We start from the raw sequence: 15,083 nt of genomic DNA, 5'->3' as shown, positions 1-15,083 counted from the left end.
TCTTGACATATGCGCTTTATTGTTTTACTCTTTATTATAGCACTCTTTGCCTGTCGTACACCAAGACAGGTGAAATTGGCTTTACCTGTTAGTGCTGCACAAGTTTCCGGTTCAGCGTTCTATGAGCTCGCTAAAACCATACAGTGGCAATTGCGCGATTCAATGGCTTTGCAGTTCTTGCAGTCAGGTTCAGTACCCGGATTTATACAAAAGCTTTTACCCGTTCATGTGTCTATCCTAGACAGCTTAGGTAAGCAGCATCGAATCACCTATTTTGTAACACCTGATTATTTGAGTATTGGTACGAATGATGATTGGGCGCGTATTCCATTAACACCCATGACAGCAACGATACTCGCTGATCAATGGAATTGTTTTCTGCCAACAGCCAAAATGGTAGATGCCATTTATACAGCAGCCAAGGTAAAGCTGGCGCCTGTACCCATGTATATTCATCGCGACAGCACCATTACCATGTGGCAACACCACTTGATCATTGAAGGACAAAGAAAGCAGCGTAAAGGCTTGATAGCGGGCATTAAAAAAGATGTAGTGATAACAGATCGCTTACGCAACACAAGTAAACCGAACCGCGTAGCGATTTATGGTTGGCATCAATTAAACGCTCAACCCATTCAACCCTTGTACACGGGCCATGTGAATTGGTATGTAGATTATAGTCATGGCATTAGGCTGGTTTATCAAACCATATATGTTGATGGAAAACCCATGCATTACACAGAAGTGTTTGCACATCCTGTATACCATCGTGCAATTACGGATGAGGGGGCGGGGTTACCTTACAAGTATCTTTCTGATAAGATGCGAAGATGATGCAGGTTATGTCCGTAGATGATATAGCATAAAGCATTCACGGAAATAGGGTAGCCGCTTGCTTCGCTGATTTGTTGCAAATCTGTATCCTGTAAACTTTGCATTAATACATCTGTACTATTTCTGAGATGGGTAAACTCATTCACCAAATCAGTCAGACTTCTGTGTGTTGCAGGTGCTGCATCGGCGAATGCGTTTTCATCAAAACCCATCAATGGTCTTTTATCTCCGCGTGCAATCCAGATTAGTCGGTACACAAAAATTCTCTCTGTATCTAACATGTGTTGCAGCATCTGCTTAATGGTCCACTTACCCGGTGCATAAGCATAGTCTGCTTTTTCTGCAGGGATGGCCTGAATGCTTTGAAGAATATGGGCTGCATGCTGATGAATCAGCGCATGAATTGAGTCGGCCTGGGTATAGTTGATATATGTCTGGTAAAAACTGCCGTATTCACCTGCTGTGGGTCTGGCCATATTAATGTTTGCTTGTTTTGCTACGTGCAGGGGCTTGATTCACCACCATATTTTTTTGCTGCTGCGTTTTTCTACCTGCTAAAGTTTGTTCTGCCAGCAAAACAGCATTACCGGCATTGATGATGCCACCAGTCTTACTCAAAATAGAGAAGCTTACTTTATCTGCGCTGCCTGGTTTTACGGTAGTTACTGCACTGTCTGGAGTAAATACAGATTGCAATAAAACCTGTTTTACTTCTTGTGCACTGAGTTCAGGAAAATATGTGCGGATCAAAGCAGCCACACCACTTACTACTGGTGCCGACATACTCGTACCGTTCTCTTTGCCATACTTATTACCACCCGGAAGGGTAGAATAAATCTTTACACCCGGGGCAAATAAATCCACATTGTTTTGTCCGTAATTACTGAATTCAGCCGCTAATAAACCGCTTACACGTGGATCGCCATTGGCACCAACGGTCAGGAAATTATTCAGTTTTTTCTCTGAGTTCAATAAAATTGGATTAGGGAAATTTTCACGCACATCCACATCCCAGGATTCGTTGCCTGCTGCATGTATCACCAATACGTCTTTTTCTTCGGCATAACGCAAAGCATCATCTACCCAGTGTTTCTCCGGTGAGTAAGATTTGCCGAAGCTCATATTGATCACTTTTGCACCATTATCTACCGCATAACGAATTGCCAGCGCCACATCCTTATCATATTCATCACCATCAGGCACAACGCGCACCATCATCAGCTGTACATTGTCTGCAACACCATCTATGCCTTTGCCATTGTTTCTTGCTGCAGCAATAATGCCACTAACATGGGTGCCGTGCATAGGGCTTGGGCCCATCACGTCGTTATTACCATAGAAACGATCACTGAAATCGAAGTAATTGTCTTTGGTAATGGTAAGGCGGTAATCTGTTGGTGGTTTATTGATGGCTTCAATGGATTTTTTCTTGCCCTGTATAAACTCATCCAGTTCACTGAATAACCTGGTATTGGTTTCTTCACTGTCTATTTGTAATAAACGTAAGCCAGTTAAATAGGCCAGTTTGGATTCTTTTCCCTGACGTGTGGCTGGTTCAAATTTTTCGAGTTGATTACAATCAAACTCTTCACACTTCATTTCTTCTTTCAGCACTTTCTCATGGCGCCTTAAAGCCTTACTTGTTGCTTCAATGAAATACAGTTCAACTTGTTCTTCTTGTGTGGCTTTCATTTCTTTTGCCGCACGTGACCATAACAGATAGTTGCGTCTGTCTGTATCCTGCCAAGTACTACTATCAAGTGGCTCCTTGCCGAATTGTGTTTTGAAACGATGATAGACCCTGCTGCGTTCATCTGAGCAGCTGCCGATATTACTGCCATCTTTACCCCCGATAAAATTCCAGCCAAACACATCGTCGATATAGCCGTTCTTATCATCATCTATGCCATTGCCGGGTATCTCTTTGGGATTACGCCATAAAACAGGCTTCAGGTCTTCGTGCAAAGTGTCAATACCTGAATCGAGTACGGCTACAACAATCGACTTTGGATGTTTCTTTTTTTGCTGCAGGTATTGATAGGCTTTATTCAGACTAATGCCGTAAACAGAATCTGTTGATGGGTCCAGCAGATGCCAGGCGAGTGGGATAGGCGTTTGGGCAAATAATGTTTGGCACACAGGTATTACCAGCATGCCCAGTACCATACGGCTAAATCTCATGCGTGTAGAGTTCAATCCTTACAAATTTGCCGATAAAAGCCCGAAGCCCCAAGCTGGCAGGCTTATTTTATGAATTTGTTAAGCTTATTAAGTTGTGCTTTTATGGGCTCTAAACTGATTACTGGCGGTTGTTCCAGTAGCAATAATGCCAAGGAGCCAGAGCGCATTATACAATTTATTGGGATCTATGGCTTCACCTACTACAGATGCGATCATCAGCATTATACCCGCACCAATGGTCATTTTTTGCCCCTTTGTGGCTGGCAGATGCCGGAAACGGTAGGCTTTACTGATGGCTGCGATGCTAGTCAACCCATAAAGGGCTAAACCACCAAATTGTTTAAATACAGGATCGTCTGTGGCAAGCTTAGCAATCATGCCTGCAATGGCCAGCACTAAGAGCGTGATTTCCAGTTTACTGTTTTCTTTCATCAGTTTACTTTTTTGATTTAACAAAAAAAGCCACTATCAAGGTGGTAATAATGCCCATGACCGGGGCGCCGATAAGACCTTGTATGATATAACTCTGTAGGTTAAAATATTGTGCTGCAGCTTCAGCAGTCAATTGCTTTGTTTGCACTGCATAATTGCTGGCGTTGGTGAAAAAATCAGGCGTGATGAACTTGCTGGTGATGGTTTGTGTAAGCGGCGTTAGCGCAGTAATCATTGCTGTTAGAATAAGCCCGCTAATCAGACCTTGTTGAAAACTCATCTGGCCGTTGTAGGCTGTTTTTTTCTTTTCCTTTAATGCAAATACGTATAAGGTAATTGCTGGTATGGCTATCAGGTTGGTATAAATAGCATGTTGGGCAATCAATGTACTATGTAAACCACTAACACGCTCTAACAACATCCACAGTAGTGTCATTAATGCAAACAGAAAAGCCCATTTGATTTCAATGTTAATCGATTTCATATAGCAGTTGATTTTAGAAAAGTGTTTGCACACCGTGTGCCACTTTGAACTCATGCTGTAAGAGCCATTTCTTACGCCACAATCCACCCGCATAACCTGTCAAGCTTTTATCACTGCCAATTACCCGATGACAGGGCACAATAATGCCAATCTTATTCTTGCCGTTAGTCGTTGCCGCTGCACGAATCACTTTAGGATCACCCAATCGCTTGGCCATATCCATATAGCTGATGGTCTTGCCAAAAGGAATCTCTAATAACTCACTCCATACGCGTCGCTGAAACTCTGTGCCATCCTGATGTACGGGAATATCAAAATGTCTGCGTTTACCGTGAAAATATTCAATCAACTGTTCGGTGCATTCATGCATGAGTTCAGTAATACCTGGTTCGCCATGCACCAATTGCTCCTGGTTATCGATGAAACTGACTTCGCCAATATAATGATCGGTACCACCAATCTTCAGCAGACCAATGGGACTCTCATAATAGGTGTAATGCAGTTCAGTCATATCAACCAATTTTTTGTCCGTTGGCCACTGGCCTTTCGGGTTGTAATAAAACGACTTGTCCTTCTGTATCGTATACACCCAACACCAAACATTCGCTGAAAAAATTGGCAATCTGCTTTACCGGAAAATTCACCACAGCCACAATGGTTTTACCAATCAGGTTTTCTTTCTCGTAATGATGGGTGATTTGAGCAGAGGAACGTTTGATACCCAGGGGGCCAAAATCAATGGTGAGTTGATAAGCGGGCTTTTTTGCTGCAGGAAAATCTTCCACAGCAATGATGGTACCTGAACGCACATCAATCTTTTCGAAGTCCTGCCAGCTGATGCTCATGCCATGAAATTAAGGCAAAGCTTGCAGTTGTGTTGCTGTGTAGCGAATTATTTGATGAACTACTCATCCAGCAAATCGGCCAGCTGCATCAGTTCTTTTTGTTTGTATTCATTTGCAGGCAGGTCAAAGCATTTGGCCGTTTGTTCCAATAATATCTGTATGGTGCGCTTATGCGATTGCGGTCTGAAATAAGCTGCAACCGGAGGCACATTGATCCTTTTGAAATAATTCTCGATATCGTTGTGTGAGAAAGCCTGTCCCGTTGCACCATCCACATAGAAATGAATTTTCTCTTGTGGATGCCCCATGTGTTCGCCATCATAATCAGAATGGAAGAATGCAATCACACATTGCTTGGGAATATTGATGATGCGGGCATTGATATCAAGCAAATCGCACATCACCTGGTAAATAATGCCATTGGATAAGGCATTGCCTTTTTTACTTTCCAATACTTTATGCACCATGTAATCATCCACATTGGTATAGGCCATTTCCACGCCTTTGAGACGGTAATAGCTGAAGATGATGCTGCTGAGTACATTGGCTTGTTCCAGTGGTGTTAGGAAGCTATTTAGCTCCAGCCATACATTGCGGCGAATCTTTTCAATTTCCTGCAGGGCAGGGGTTGTGTGCAGATCAGGGTATTGGAATTTGGCTACGAGTAAAGCGCCAAACAAGAGATCGTGGTGTCCTGAATCCCGCCATTCAGTAAAGTCGCGGGTTAGGTCTGTATAATGCAGGCGATGGATCAGCATCTCTATTCTTTCCTGTACTTCCTCACTCACTGATGTTTCCCAGAGATGTTCCAGATTGGGGATAATAACGCTGCCATAGCTGACAATCTTCTGTGATACGGTGTCATAGACGGTATCATCTGGGTCGTCTATCAGGCGAAAGAGTGCACTTATTTCATTGTTTTCCTGCATGGGCGGATGTTTAGGGTTGCCCTGTATGAGTTACCCTTCTAATAACATCAAACTACGCATTTTTATGATGAATGAAAAGCAATAAGTTATTCCAGCTTTGTGGAAATATTACTTTTTAGCTACGCAATCTTTGTGCAGCGTTTTCGTTGGGCATAAAAAATCCCCGCATCACGAATTATCGGACTGCGGGGATTCTTGTATTGTATTGAGAGCGATTACAGTTTGCTGATCAGGTCCTTGGCCATACGTACATAATCATCGTTCTTGGCTTCGGTAGCAATCTTGATACACTCTTCAGCACTGGTTTTGGCGCCAACCTTGTCGCCCATATCGCGCTGGATACGTGCTTTGGCTAAATACAACCAGAAAGCAGTTTTATTGCCTTCAATGGCTTTGGTAATATTCGCCAATGCTTTTTCATTGTCTTTCATCCACTCGTTGTAGAAAGTAGCAGCGGCAAAATAAGGTGGCTTATCACCGGCCAATGCTTTTTCCATATCAGCAGCAATGCGTGCTTTAATGAATGTTTGGATGGGCAGGCTTACAGCTGTCTTATCCCACATCAGGTGCAATTCACAGCTTTCATTTTGCACATTGGCAAACTGCATGGTGAATGTTTCTACTCGGTCCTTCATACTCATGGCAGGGGCGGTTACACGAACCACATCATTTTCCTGCTTGTACATAGAAGGCTGGTTTACATTAACATCCTTGCTGATAATGAGTGTCCATTCTTTCTTACCAGGGATGCTCAGCAAGCCGTATTTACCAGCTTTGATGGTTACTTGATTGATCACTACTTCATCTGTGAAAGTGATGGTAGTAGCACCGTTGGCGCCGGTACGCCATACCTGACCCAAGGGAGCCAGCAGGCTGTTATCGCCAAAAGCAGCACGACCTTTCAGGCCTGGCCTTGAATAATTGAGTTCTATTTTACCCAGACCAAACTCTTGACTGATGGTTTGTGTGGTAGATGGTTGAGGCATTTTTACCTGGGCCTGCAGGCTGGTTGCTGCTACAATAGCAGACAGCGCGATCCATTTCTTCATAACAAGCATTTTTTGTTTGAGGTGCAAACCTAAGGGAATTCCCTGAGGCAAAAAGATAACCCTGATAAGCGGTTATTGTTTGAAGGAGGGGTGGTATTGCTGTAGGGTGCTGCGCAGGTAATCACGGTCCAGATGGGTATAGATCTCCGTTGTGGTAATGCTTTCATGGCCCAGCATTTCCTGCACGGCTCTTAGATCTGCTCCGCCTTCAACCAAGTGCGTGGCAAAGGAATGGCGGAATGTGTGCGGGGATATGGTCTTGGTAATACCTGCTTTCTTCGCCAGGTCTTTGATGATGTAGAAGATCATCACACGGGATAGACCACGGCCGAATTTGTTGAGAAAGAGTATGTCTTCAAAACCCGGCTGCAAGGGTTGATGCACACGAATGTTTTCGCGATAGAGTTTGATGTATTTGGTGGCATCTGAGCCAATGGGTACCAGTCTTTCCTTATCACCCTTTCCAATCACACGGATAAAGCCAATATCCAGGTACAAGCAGGAGAGCTTGAGGGTAATCACTTCGCTTACGCGTAAGCCACAGCTATACATGGTTTCCAGAATGGCTTTGTTTCGGCCACCATCTGGTGTGCTCAAGTCTATCTCACCAATGATTTGTTCGATCTCTTCAAAGCTGAGGGTATCAGGTAGACTACGTTTGGTTTTGGGTGCATCCAGCAGGGCAGTAGGGTCGATGGTGCAGATTTGTTCTAAGAGGCAATACTTATAGAATGCCCTCAGTCCAGAAATCATGCGTGCCTGCGATGTAGCGCCAATACCCAATTGGGTGATGAACTGCAACAAACCCTGCAAGTCTTTGAGTGTAACGGCATCGGGTGTTTTGAGGTCATTGTTTGCTTGCAAATACATGGTGAGCTTCTCCACATCGCGGATATACGCTTCCACTGAATGATCACTGAGCGACTTCTCCAGTTGCAACCATGCTTTGAATCCTTTTTTATAAGCTTCCCACATCTGTTCAGGTATAATCGAATTCAACTAAATTCGCTGCCGCTATAAACATACAACAATTCATCATGCAGCTCGTCAACCTACGTTCCTTCAAGCAGAAAGTAAGACACAACAAAAAAGCATTCAAACGTTTTCTTACAAAGATTGAACGCAGACCACCCAAGGGTTTGGATAAACTGGCTGAAAAAATAGATGCAGAAGTATGGCAGGAAGTGGATTGCTTAAGCTGTGCCAACTGCTGCAAGACGATGAGCCCAACCTACACCAAAGCCGATATCAAGCGTATAGCTGAATTTCTGGACATGACCTCTCAGCAGTTCATTGATAAGTGGCTGTATTTTGATGAGAAGGATGGCGACTGGATGAATAAATCACAGCCTTGTCAGTTCCTCGATCCAAAGACACATTACTGCAGCATTTACGAAGTGCGTCCGGCTGATTGCGCTGGCTTTCCACATTTGAAGAAAAAGAAAATGGTGGAGTATATCCATGTACATCAGCAGAACGTGGAATATTGTCCTGCCACTTACCGCATGGTGGAGAAGATGATGGATCAATTAGAGAACTGACCTCACCCCTTACCCCTCTCCAAAGGAGAGGGGGACAAAATAATATATTTCTTTGTCCCCGCAGGGTCTTGCGCCATAGGCGTAGACCCTGCGGTCTTGTATTTGGTTGTTGAGATTGTTGAATCTCTTTTATCGGTTGGTCTCCCGACCAACCGAAATTTTAGCAAACGAAATTGGCACCGAAAATATGGTTGGTGGAGACACCAACCATTCACTAGAAATACACATCCTCAAACAAACGAATTTCCTGCACTGCATCATTGAGCATGATGATGGATACAATATCGAACTGCAAATATTTCCATTCGGGATGTGCTAATTGATAAGCTTCTGCTGCCAGTTTAAGCGAGCGCATCTTGTCCCGGTTGAAACTTTCCTCAGGCATACCATAGCGCACACTGTATCGGGTCTTCACTTCCACAAAATGTAATCGGTTGGCTTTGCTGGCAATCAAGTCTACTTCCGCATGGCGATAGCGCCAGTTTCTTTCCAGTATGTGATAAGCTTTATCTAAAAGATATTGCGCAGCGAGGTCTTCTCCCTGTTTGCCCTTATCTTTATTAGACTGCATGGCTTTTTACCAAGTAAATTAATGCCTGCAAAGCATTGCTGCAACTGAATCATAAACAATACAGCTATCTTGAAAAACCAAGTGTATGGCCACAAACAAAAAAATCTACCGACTCAAAGGAAAAGTGCAACACTATGCATGGGGCGGACAAACTTTCATTCCTCAACTCTTAGGCATCGATAATGCAAACAATCAGCCTTGCGCTGAATACTGGATGGGTGCCCATCCCTCGGCTTCTTCCGTGCTGTTGGATCAAGAAGGTGAAATCAACTTGAATCAACTCGTCAAAGAAGATCCTGCCAATACCATCAATCAACAAGTATTCGATCGCTTTGGCGAACTACCTTATCTCTTCAAAGTACTGGATGTAAAAGACATGCTGAGCATTCAAGTGCATCCTACCAAAGCAGAAGCAGAAAAAGGTTTTGATGCAGAAGAAGCGGCTGGCATTCCCATCTCTGCACCTCATCGTAATTACAAAGACCGCAACCACAAGCCCGAAGTCATGGTTGCCCTGAGCGATTTCTGGTTGCTGCATGGTTTCCGCTCTGCTGAATCGCTCAACAAGATTTTAGAAGATGTACCAGAGTTCAATATCCTCATCGGACTCTATCGCCGCGAAGGCGCACAAGCCCTGTATCGCTTTGTGATGGAAATGGCTCAGGCCGATATCAACAATATGCTGCTGCCACTCGTGAAACGTGAACTGCGCCGCAAGCAGGATGGCGAACTGGATCGCTCCATGCCAGGCTGGTGGGTGAGCAAGCTATTTGATGGTCAAACAGAGATCACTGATATCGATCGTGGTGTATTCTCTATCTATTTCTTCAATATCGTCTTCATTGAAAAGGGTAGTGCTATCTTCCAAAGTGCAGGTATTCCACATGCTTATCTGGAAGGACAGAATATGGAGCTCATGGCGAATAGCGATAATGTGCTCCGCGGCGGACTCACCCCCAAGCATATCGATGTGCCCGAACTGATGAAGCACACTTCCTGCGAACCAGTAGTGCCCAATGTGATGAAGGGCAACGACCTCAAAAATGGCGAGATCGTCTATCCTTGTCCCGTTCCGGATTTTGGTATTTCCCGACTGGAATTGAATGGTTCAGGCTATACATCCACAGCCGCTTCGCTGGAAATTCTGTTTGTTACCGAGGGGGGCTGTGTGATCAATAATGAGCTCACCCTGAAGACGGGAGAAGCTGCAGCCGTGCTGGCTGGTGGGCAATATGCCATTGAAACCTCGGGTGCATGCACCATTTTCAAGGCTTTTGTGCCTCAGGGCTAAAATTCCACATTATGAGGATAACAGAATGTGGCTGAATGGTTTTAAGACCTATTTTTGTTCCGTAACTGATTAAATGATGAAACTGAATCGTTCTTTTATATGGGCTCTGGCGGCCATGGTATTGGTAACCGCCCTGTATCGTGTTTTCCCGGGCAGACCTTATGGTTTCGCACCCCAGATTGCCGTAGCCCTCTTTGGTGGTTTTCTCTTTGCGCGTAGCAAGCAATATGCTTTTGCATTGCCCTTGTTATCTATGTTATTGTCAGACCTTCTTTACCAGATATCTTACAAGATGGGCTATTCCATGATCCCCGGTTTCTATTCCGGTATGATCAGCAATTACTTGCTCTTTGCAGCAGTAACTGTTGTGGGATTTGCCATTAGAAAGAACAACGCATTATCTGTGACAGCTGCAGCAGTAACTGCACCTACTTTATTTTTCCTGGTGTCTAATTTCATGGTATGGGCCGGTAATGGTGGCTATAAGCGCCCCATGACTTTTGAAGGCCTCATGCTATGCTACCAGGATGGACTGCCTTTTTACCAGAACAGTTTACTGGGTACCGTATTTTTCTCGGCCATCTTCTTTGGTGGTTATTACCTCATTACTCGGTTCGCGGGCAGCAAACGCATTGCCTAGGAAGGACAAGGAAGTATACAGTAATAACCCTCGCAACATGCGGGGGTTATTCATTTTAACCCATTTTTTTTGCAGTGCAACTGCAAAAAAAATGCTCAAACGAAAGGCTATTAAAGCCGTTAGGCTAGGGGCGTAAATTTAGTGAGCCGACAAAAGCCATCACATGGCGTTGTCGGGGTTAACCCTGACCAAAATGCAATGCATTTTGCGTCAGCCGGAGGCTTGGGTTAATTCTAGTTCTGTAAACCAGTATTGTTCGTGTTGAATTTTGTTGCGCACCTGCACATCAATGGGTTGGCTGAATAAAGGACAGTTGAGTACCAGGGTATGAAACTCGCCGTTCTCGCCACAAGCATCAATACCCAAAGCTTCCAGTTCATCGATTAAAGCAGGAGTGAGGCGTTGCCCCAAAAAGCGTTCACCCATGGTGGTATTGCAACTCACAATCATCGTGTCAATGCCTGCATCCAGCATTTGTAATACCAATGCTTTTCTTTCTTGTAACCAGAGTGGTAACACAGCGGTGAGTCCCGCATTCGCGCAAACCTTTTCTTCCCAATCGCGGTGCGGTTGTAAATCGATATCGCCAAAGATGGCGTGACTTAATTCGTGTTCTGCTTTCAATCGCGCTAAGGCACCCGTAAAATGTTGCTCATATTCTTGCCAGCTGCTACTGATGAGTTCAATAGGTAAACCTGCTGCAGTGGCTTGCGCTTGTAATATTGCTGATGGAATTCCATGCGAGCGAGAAATCTTACCCGCTTCATTCAATACATTCAGCAATACGGTTGGTGCATAGCCTTGCGCTTTTGCTTGCATGGCCGCAAAACAACTGTCCTTCCCACCGCTCCAACTAACCAATGCTTTCATGTAATGAATTTATTCTGCGATGGCTTCATAGCCTTCATCCACCAATAGATTTTTTCCATCGGCAGCAGTCGTAGCCAATTCATCGCAACGATTGTTGTATGGATTATCTGCATGTCCCTTCACCCACACAAAACGCAATTGAAACTGCTTCGACAAATGATAAAACTCCGTCCACAAATCACGATTCTTCTTACCACCTTTGAAATCGGTAGCAATCCATTTATCCAGCCATTTCTCTTGCACTGCTTTTACCACATACTGACTATCAGAATAAATGGTGACGGGAATATGCTTGCGTGTTAATGCTTGCAAGCCTTTGATCACCGCTAACAATTCCATGCGGTTATTGGTGGTGAGGCGATAGCCCTCAGACAATTCCTTGGCTTGGTTGCCCCACATCAAAATAACGCCATAACCACCGGGTCCGGGATTACCACGTGCCGATCCATCGGTGTACATGATCAATGGGTGACTCATGCGCTGTAATATTCACCTTTTGCATACAATACAGCTTGTCCGCGCATCAAGGCACGATCGCCCACGAGTTCTACATCTAGGTGGCCGCGACGCTTAGACAATTGCATGGCTTGCATGCGTGTTTTCTTCAATTGCTGTGCCCAATAAGGTATCATGATGGTGTGCGCAGAACCTGTTACCGGATCTTCATTCACGCCGCTCTGCGGATAGAAACAACGCGATACAAAATCCACATCATTCCCTCTGGCCGTTACAATCACACCACGTGCTTGCACTTGTGCCAATGTGTTGAAATCAGGATTCAATGCTTCCACCATTGCTTGTGTGGGCAGCACCACCATATAATCGAAAGATGTTTTGTACACCGGTGCATCGCTGATGCGTAAACCCTCAAACAAACCTGCAGGTACTTGTTCTACCACTTCAGGTGCATTGGCAGGAAAATCCAATTGATAGCCATTATCGGTTTTCGTTACCACAAGTATGCCACTCAAAGAATCAAAACGAATCTCGGGTTTGGTCCAACCCAGTTGTGTGTAGAACACATGGGCAGTAGCCAATGTAGCATGACCGCAGAGTTTTACTTCCACCGCAGGGGTAAACCAGCGAATGCGGAAATGATCGCCCTCGGGCACAAAGAAAACCGTTTCACTCAGGTTGTTTTCTGCAGCTATTTCCTGCATGGTGGCATCGGGCAACCATTGTTCCAGCGGACAAACAGCCGCGGGGTTACCACCATATAATTTGTTGGTGAACGCATCAACCACATAATAATTCCTTGCTGTCATCTTGCATCAATTGAAGAACAAAACAAACCAAAAGAATGCAGACCGCAAACGCTATTTATGACCACTGGTGATTAGACCTGAAAAACGCCCGTTTTAAAGGATTCCATATCGGGATTATGATTGGCTGCAGCAATACCTTCTGCAATCACCCGGCGTGTTTCCAGCGGATCAATAATGGCATCTACCCACAAACGTGCTGCTGCATAATAAGGCGTGGTCTGTGTCTCGTATCGGCTCTTGATGGTATTGAGTAATGCTTGTTCTTCTTCTGCAGGTACTTCCTTGCCCTTGGCCTTCATGGCACTTACCTGAATTTGTAACAATGTTTTGGCTGCTTGTTCGCCACCCATCACGGCAATCTTCGCCGATGGCCATGCATAGATGAAACGTGGATCATAAGCTTTACCACACATAGCATAATTGCCGGCACCATAACTATTGCCTACGATGATGGTGATCTTGGGAACAACAGAATTGGCTACAGCATTCACCAACTTGGCGCCGTCTTTAATGATGCCGCTATGTTCACTGCGACTGCCCACCATAAAACCGGTGACGTCTTGTAAGAAGACCAAAGGAATTTTTTTCTGGTTGCAGTTCATGATAAAGCGGGCAGCTTTGTCGGCACTATCGTTATAAATCACACCGCCCATTTGCATTTCACCTTTTTTGTTTTTGGTGATGAGGCGTTGATTGGCTACAATGCCCACGGCCCAACCTTCTATGCGCGCATAACCACACAATATGGTTTTGCCATAATCTTGTTTGAATTGTTCGAAGCTGCTCTCATCTACAATGCGCTCAATGATCTCTTGCATATCATAGGGCTTGGCATTGTTTACAGACATGATGCTGTAGAGCTCTTCGGTTTTCTTTTTGGGTGGTGCTGGCGCGATACGATTAAAACCGGCTTTGGGTGTGTCGCCCAGTTTGCTCATGATATTTTTGATATGATCTAAGCAAGCTTGCTCTGTAGGAAATTTATAATCTGCGATACCACTGATCTCTGTATGCGTAACAGCACCTCCGAGTTGCTCATTGTCGATGTCTTCACCGATGGCCGCTTTAACCAAATAAGAACCTGCGAGGAAAATACTGCCATTGCCTTCCACCATCAGGGTTTCATCGCTCATGATGGGTAGGTAAGCACCACCTGCAACACAAGCGCCCATCACTGCGGCAATTTGTGTAATGCCCATAGCACTCATGCGGGCATTGTTGCGGAAGATGCGACCGAAATGTTCTTTATCAGGAAAGATTTCATCCTGCATGGGCAGAAACACACCGGCACTATCCACGAGGTAGATAATGGGTAAGCGGTTCTCCATGGCAATCTCTTGCATGCGTAGGTTTTTCTTACCTGTGATGGGGAACCAGGCACCGGCTTTCACAGTTTGATCATTGGCCACAATCACACATTGTCTGCCGCTTACATAACCAATACCGGCAACCGTACCACCGGCAGGGCAACCGCCTTCTGCTGTGTACATGTCGAAACCGGCAAAAGCACCAATCTCTGTGAAAGTGGAATCCTTGTCTATTAAGTAGGCGATACGCTCACGCGGTGTGAGTTTGTTTTTCTCGTGTTGTTTGTCGATGGCTTTTTTACCGCCACCCAGTTTAATCTGCTCCAGGTATTGACGTGTTTGGCTAAGGGCCAGTTTCATCCAGTCTTCGTTACGATTTTGCTCCAGGTTCATAAAGCGAACAGTTGTTAGTTTGGCGAAAATAAGGAACGTGGACTAATTCCATTGCAGGAATATATAGAAGGAAAGTTTGAAGGCAAAGCTGAATGTAAGCAGGGAAGAAGTTAGAATTGAGAAGTTAGAAGTTAGTAGTTAGTAGTTAGTAGTTATAATCTTTTACACGCTCAATCTTCGGTATGAGAACTATTTGCTGAACTTTTTTTCAGCTTCAAAAGAAACCCAATAAGTAATGTGCTGATGATTGTGCCGGCTAACTGGTGGTAGCCAAAACCTCCATCCAGATAAAACCAGGTGATAAGAATACCTGTGATGGCAGTGGCATTTAGGCAAAGCTTGGCTACAAGAATGTGCAGCCGATATTTTTTGAGCATAAAAAATAGCACCAAATAGCAAAGAAAAGTTGGTGTAGAAAAAATGAAGATAAAGATGATGATAGCAGGGTAGA

General features: G+C 44.6%; 18 protein-coding genes. 4 read left to right on the top strand and 14 right to left on the bottom strand.

The window, feature by feature from the left end; translation table 11 throughout:
- Window positions 1-9 precede the first annotated feature (9 nt).
- Window positions 10-834: a hypothetical protein gene (locus J0L83_04255; GenBank protein MBN8663759.1), complete on the top strand. Its 825-nt coding sequence runs from the start codon at window positions 10-12 to the stop codon at window positions 832-834.
- Here the strand turns inward: J0L83_04255 and J0L83_04250 are convergent.
- From J0L83_04250 to J0L83_04210, 9 genes are all read right to left on the bottom strand, one after another.
- Window positions 801-1,310 carry a DinB family protein gene (locus J0L83_04250; GenBank protein ID MBN8663758.1) on the bottom strand — a complete coding sequence of 170 codons (510 nt, stop codon included), beginning with the start codon at window positions 1,308-1,310 and terminating at the stop codon, window positions 801-803. The two genes, J0L83_04255 and J0L83_04250, sit on opposite strands and share 34 nt — an antisense overlap.
- A gap of 1 nt (window position 1,311) precedes the next feature.
- Entirely contained in the window at window positions 1,312-3,015 is a 1,704-nt protein-coding gene (locus tag J0L83_04245; protein ID MBN8663757.1) for a S8 family peptidase, read from the bottom strand.
- An 87-nt stretch (window positions 3,016-3,102) separates the two neighbouring features.
- On the bottom strand, window positions 3,103-3,447 hold the full coding sequence (locus J0L83_04240) for a hypothetical protein (protein ID MBN8663756.1): 345 nt from the start codon (window positions 3,445-3,447) through the stop codon (window positions 3,103-3,105).
- Window positions 3,448-3,451: 4 nt separating this feature from the next.
- Entirely contained in the window at window positions 3,452-3,931 is a 480-nt protein-coding gene (locus J0L83_04235; protein ID MBN8663755.1) for a DUF4199 domain-containing protein, read from the bottom strand.
- Between the two features lie 13 nt (window positions 3,932-3,944).
- The gene (locus J0L83_04230) at window positions 3,945-4,442 is read right to left on the bottom strand and encodes a methylated-DNA--[protein]-cysteine S-methyltransferase (GenBank protein ID MBN8663754.1); all 498 of its coding nucleotides are present in this window, start codon (window positions 4,440-4,442) and stop codon (window positions 3,945-3,947) included.
- Between the two features lies 1 nt (window position 4,443).
- Window positions 4,444-4,776: a tRNA-binding protein gene (locus J0L83_04225; protein ID MBN8663753.1), complete on the bottom strand. Its 333-nt coding sequence runs from the start codon at window positions 4,774-4,776 to the stop codon at window positions 4,444-4,446.
- Window positions 4,777-4,835: 59 nt separating this feature from the next.
- Window positions 4,836-5,705: a hypothetical protein gene (locus tag J0L83_04220; protein MBN8663752.1), complete on the bottom strand. Its 870-nt coding sequence runs from the start codon at window positions 5,703-5,705 to the stop codon at window positions 4,836-4,838.
- Between the two features lie 215 nt (window positions 5,706-5,920).
- On the bottom strand, window positions 5,921-6,763 hold the full coding sequence (locus J0L83_04215) for a DUF2911 domain-containing protein (protein ID MBN8663751.1): 843 nt from the start codon (window positions 6,761-6,763) through the stop codon (window positions 5,921-5,923).
- Window positions 6,764-6,826: 63 nt separating this feature from the next.
- A complete protein-coding gene (locus J0L83_04210; GenBank protein ID MBN8663750.1) occupies window positions 6,827-7,729 on the bottom strand; it encodes a tyrosine recombinase XerD in 903 nt (300 codons plus the stop codon).
- Between the two features lie 62 nt (window positions 7,730-7,791).
- Between J0L83_04210 and J0L83_04205 the strand changes: the two genes are divergently transcribed.
- The gene (locus J0L83_04205) at window positions 7,792-8,295 is read left to right on the top strand and encodes a YkgJ family cysteine cluster protein (GenBank protein ID MBN8663749.1); all 504 of its coding nucleotides are present in this window, start codon (window positions 7,792-7,794) and stop codon (window positions 8,293-8,295) included.
- Between the two features lie 214 nt (window positions 8,296-8,509).
- Here the strand turns inward: J0L83_04205 and J0L83_04200 are convergent, their stop codons facing one another.
- Window positions 8,510-8,866 carry a YraN family protein gene (locus J0L83_04200; protein MBN8663748.1) on the bottom strand — a complete coding sequence of 119 codons (357 nt, stop codon included), beginning with the start codon at window positions 8,864-8,866 and terminating at the stop codon, window positions 8,510-8,512.
- An 85-nt stretch (window positions 8,867-8,951) separates the two neighbouring features.
- Here J0L83_04200 and manA point away from each other — a divergent pair, with 85 nt between their 5' ends.
- A complete protein-coding gene (gene manA / locus J0L83_04195; GenBank protein MBN8663747.1) occupies window positions 8,952-10,157 on the top strand; it encodes a mannose-6-phosphate isomerase, class I in 1,206 nt (401 codons plus the stop codon).
- A gap of 73 nt (window positions 10,158-10,230) precedes the next feature.
- Window positions 10,231-10,797: a hypothetical protein gene (locus J0L83_04190; GenBank protein MBN8663746.1), complete on the top strand. Its 567-nt coding sequence runs from the start codon at window positions 10,231-10,233 to the stop codon at window positions 10,795-10,797.
- A 210-nt stretch (window positions 10,798-11,007) separates the two neighbouring features.
- Here J0L83_04190 and J0L83_04185 read toward each other — a convergent pair whose 3' ends face one another.
- The 4 genes from J0L83_04185 to J0L83_04170 all read right to left on the bottom strand — a co-directional run bounded on the left by J0L83_04185 (window position 11,008) and on the right by J0L83_04170 (window position 14,632).
- Complete coding sequence (locus J0L83_04185) at window positions 11,008-11,667, bottom strand: diphthine--ammonia ligase (GenBank protein ID MBN8663745.1); 660 nt, start codon at window positions 11,665-11,667, stop codon at window positions 11,008-11,010.
- Window positions 11,668-11,676: 9 nt separating this feature from the next.
- On the bottom strand, window positions 11,677-12,144 hold the full coding sequence (rnhA, locus tag J0L83_04180) for a ribonuclease HI (protein ID MBN8663744.1): 468 nt from the start codon (window positions 12,142-12,144) through the stop codon (window positions 11,677-11,679).
- Window positions 12,141-12,932: a PhzF family phenazine biosynthesis protein gene (locus J0L83_04175; protein ID MBN8663743.1), complete on the bottom strand. Its 792-nt coding sequence runs from the start codon at window positions 12,930-12,932 to the stop codon at window positions 12,141-12,143. Before J0L83_04175 ends, rnhA begins: the two co-directional genes overlap by 4 nt.
- A gap of 71 nt (window positions 12,933-13,003) precedes the next feature.
- On the bottom strand, window positions 13,004-14,632 hold the full coding sequence (locus J0L83_04170; GenBank protein MBN8663742.1) for an acyl-CoA carboxylase subunit beta: 1,629 nt from the start codon (window positions 14,630-14,632) through the stop codon (window positions 13,004-13,006).
- Window positions 14,633-15,083 lie beyond the last annotated feature (451 nt).

This window comes from Chitinophagales bacterium (genome assembly GCA_017303835.1).
GTDB lineage: Bacteria > Bacteroidota > Bacteroidia > Chitinophagales > Chitinophagaceae > JAFLBI01.
Note: the sequence above shows the minus strand (reverse complement) of the source record. Positions and strands in the feature narration are given on the sequence as shown.

Excerpts from the sequence above, each read along its gene's own strand:
- J0L83_04255 (MBN8663759.1), top strand. The coding sequence starts at position 10 with ATGCGCTTTATTGTTTTACTCTTTATTATAGCACTCTTTGCCTGTCGT.
- J0L83_04250 (MBN8663758.1), bottom strand. The coding sequence starts at position 1,310 with ATGGCCAGACCCACAGCAGGTGAATACGGCAGTTTTTACCAGACATAT.
- J0L83_04245 (MBN8663757.1), bottom strand. The coding sequence starts at position 3,015 with ATGAGATTTAGCCGTATGGTACTGGGCATGCTGGTAATACCTGTGTGC.
- J0L83_04240 (MBN8663756.1), bottom strand. The coding sequence starts at position 3,447 with ATGAAAGAAAACAGTAAACTGGAAATCACGCTCTTAGTGCTGGCCATT.
- J0L83_04235 (MBN8663755.1), bottom strand. The coding sequence starts at position 3,931 with ATGAAATCGATTAACATTGAAATCAAATGGGCTTTTCTGTTTGCATTA.
- J0L83_04230 (MBN8663754.1), bottom strand. The coding sequence starts at position 4,442 with ATGACTGAACTGCATTACACCTATTATGAGAGTCCCATTGGTCTGCTG.
- J0L83_04225 (MBN8663753.1), bottom strand. The coding sequence starts at position 4,776 with ATGAGCATCAGCTGGCAGGACTTCGAAAAGATTGATGTGCGTTCAGGT.
- J0L83_04220 (MBN8663752.1), bottom strand. The coding sequence starts at position 5,705 with ATGCAGGAAAACAATGAAATAAGTGCACTCTTTCGCCTGATAGACGAC.
- J0L83_04215 (MBN8663751.1), bottom strand. The coding sequence starts at position 6,763 with ATGCTTGTTATGAAGAAATGGATCGCGCTGTCTGCTATTGTAGCAGCA.
- J0L83_04210 (MBN8663750.1), bottom strand. The coding sequence starts at position 7,729 with ATGTGGGAAGCTTATAAAAAAGGATTCAAAGCATGGTTGCAACTGGAG.
- J0L83_04205 (MBN8663749.1), top strand. The coding sequence starts at position 7,792 with ATGCAGCTCGTCAACCTACGTTCCTTCAAGCAGAAAGTAAGACACAAC.
- J0L83_04200 (MBN8663748.1), bottom strand. The coding sequence starts at position 8,866 with ATGCAGTCTAATAAAGATAAGGGCAAACAGGGAGAAGACCTCGCTGCG.
- manA (MBN8663747.1), top strand. The coding sequence starts at position 8,952 with ATGGCCACAAACAAAAAAATCTACCGACTCAAAGGAAAAGTGCAACAC.
- J0L83_04190 (MBN8663746.1), top strand. The coding sequence starts at position 10,231 with ATGATGAAACTGAATCGTTCTTTTATATGGGCTCTGGCGGCCATGGTA.
- J0L83_04185 (MBN8663745.1), bottom strand. The coding sequence starts at position 11,667 with ATGAAAGCATTGGTTAGTTGGAGCGGTGGGAAGGACAGTTGTTTTGCG.
- rnhA (MBN8663744.1), bottom strand. The coding sequence starts at position 12,144 with ATGAGTCACCCATTGATCATGTACACCGATGGATCGGCACGTGGTAAT.
- J0L83_04175 (MBN8663743.1), bottom strand. The coding sequence starts at position 12,932 with ATGACAGCAAGGAATTATTATGTGGTTGATGCGTTCACCAACAAATTA.
- J0L83_04170 (MBN8663742.1), bottom strand. The coding sequence starts at position 14,632 with ATGAACCTGGAGCAAAATCGTAACGAAGACTGGATGAAACTGGCCCTT.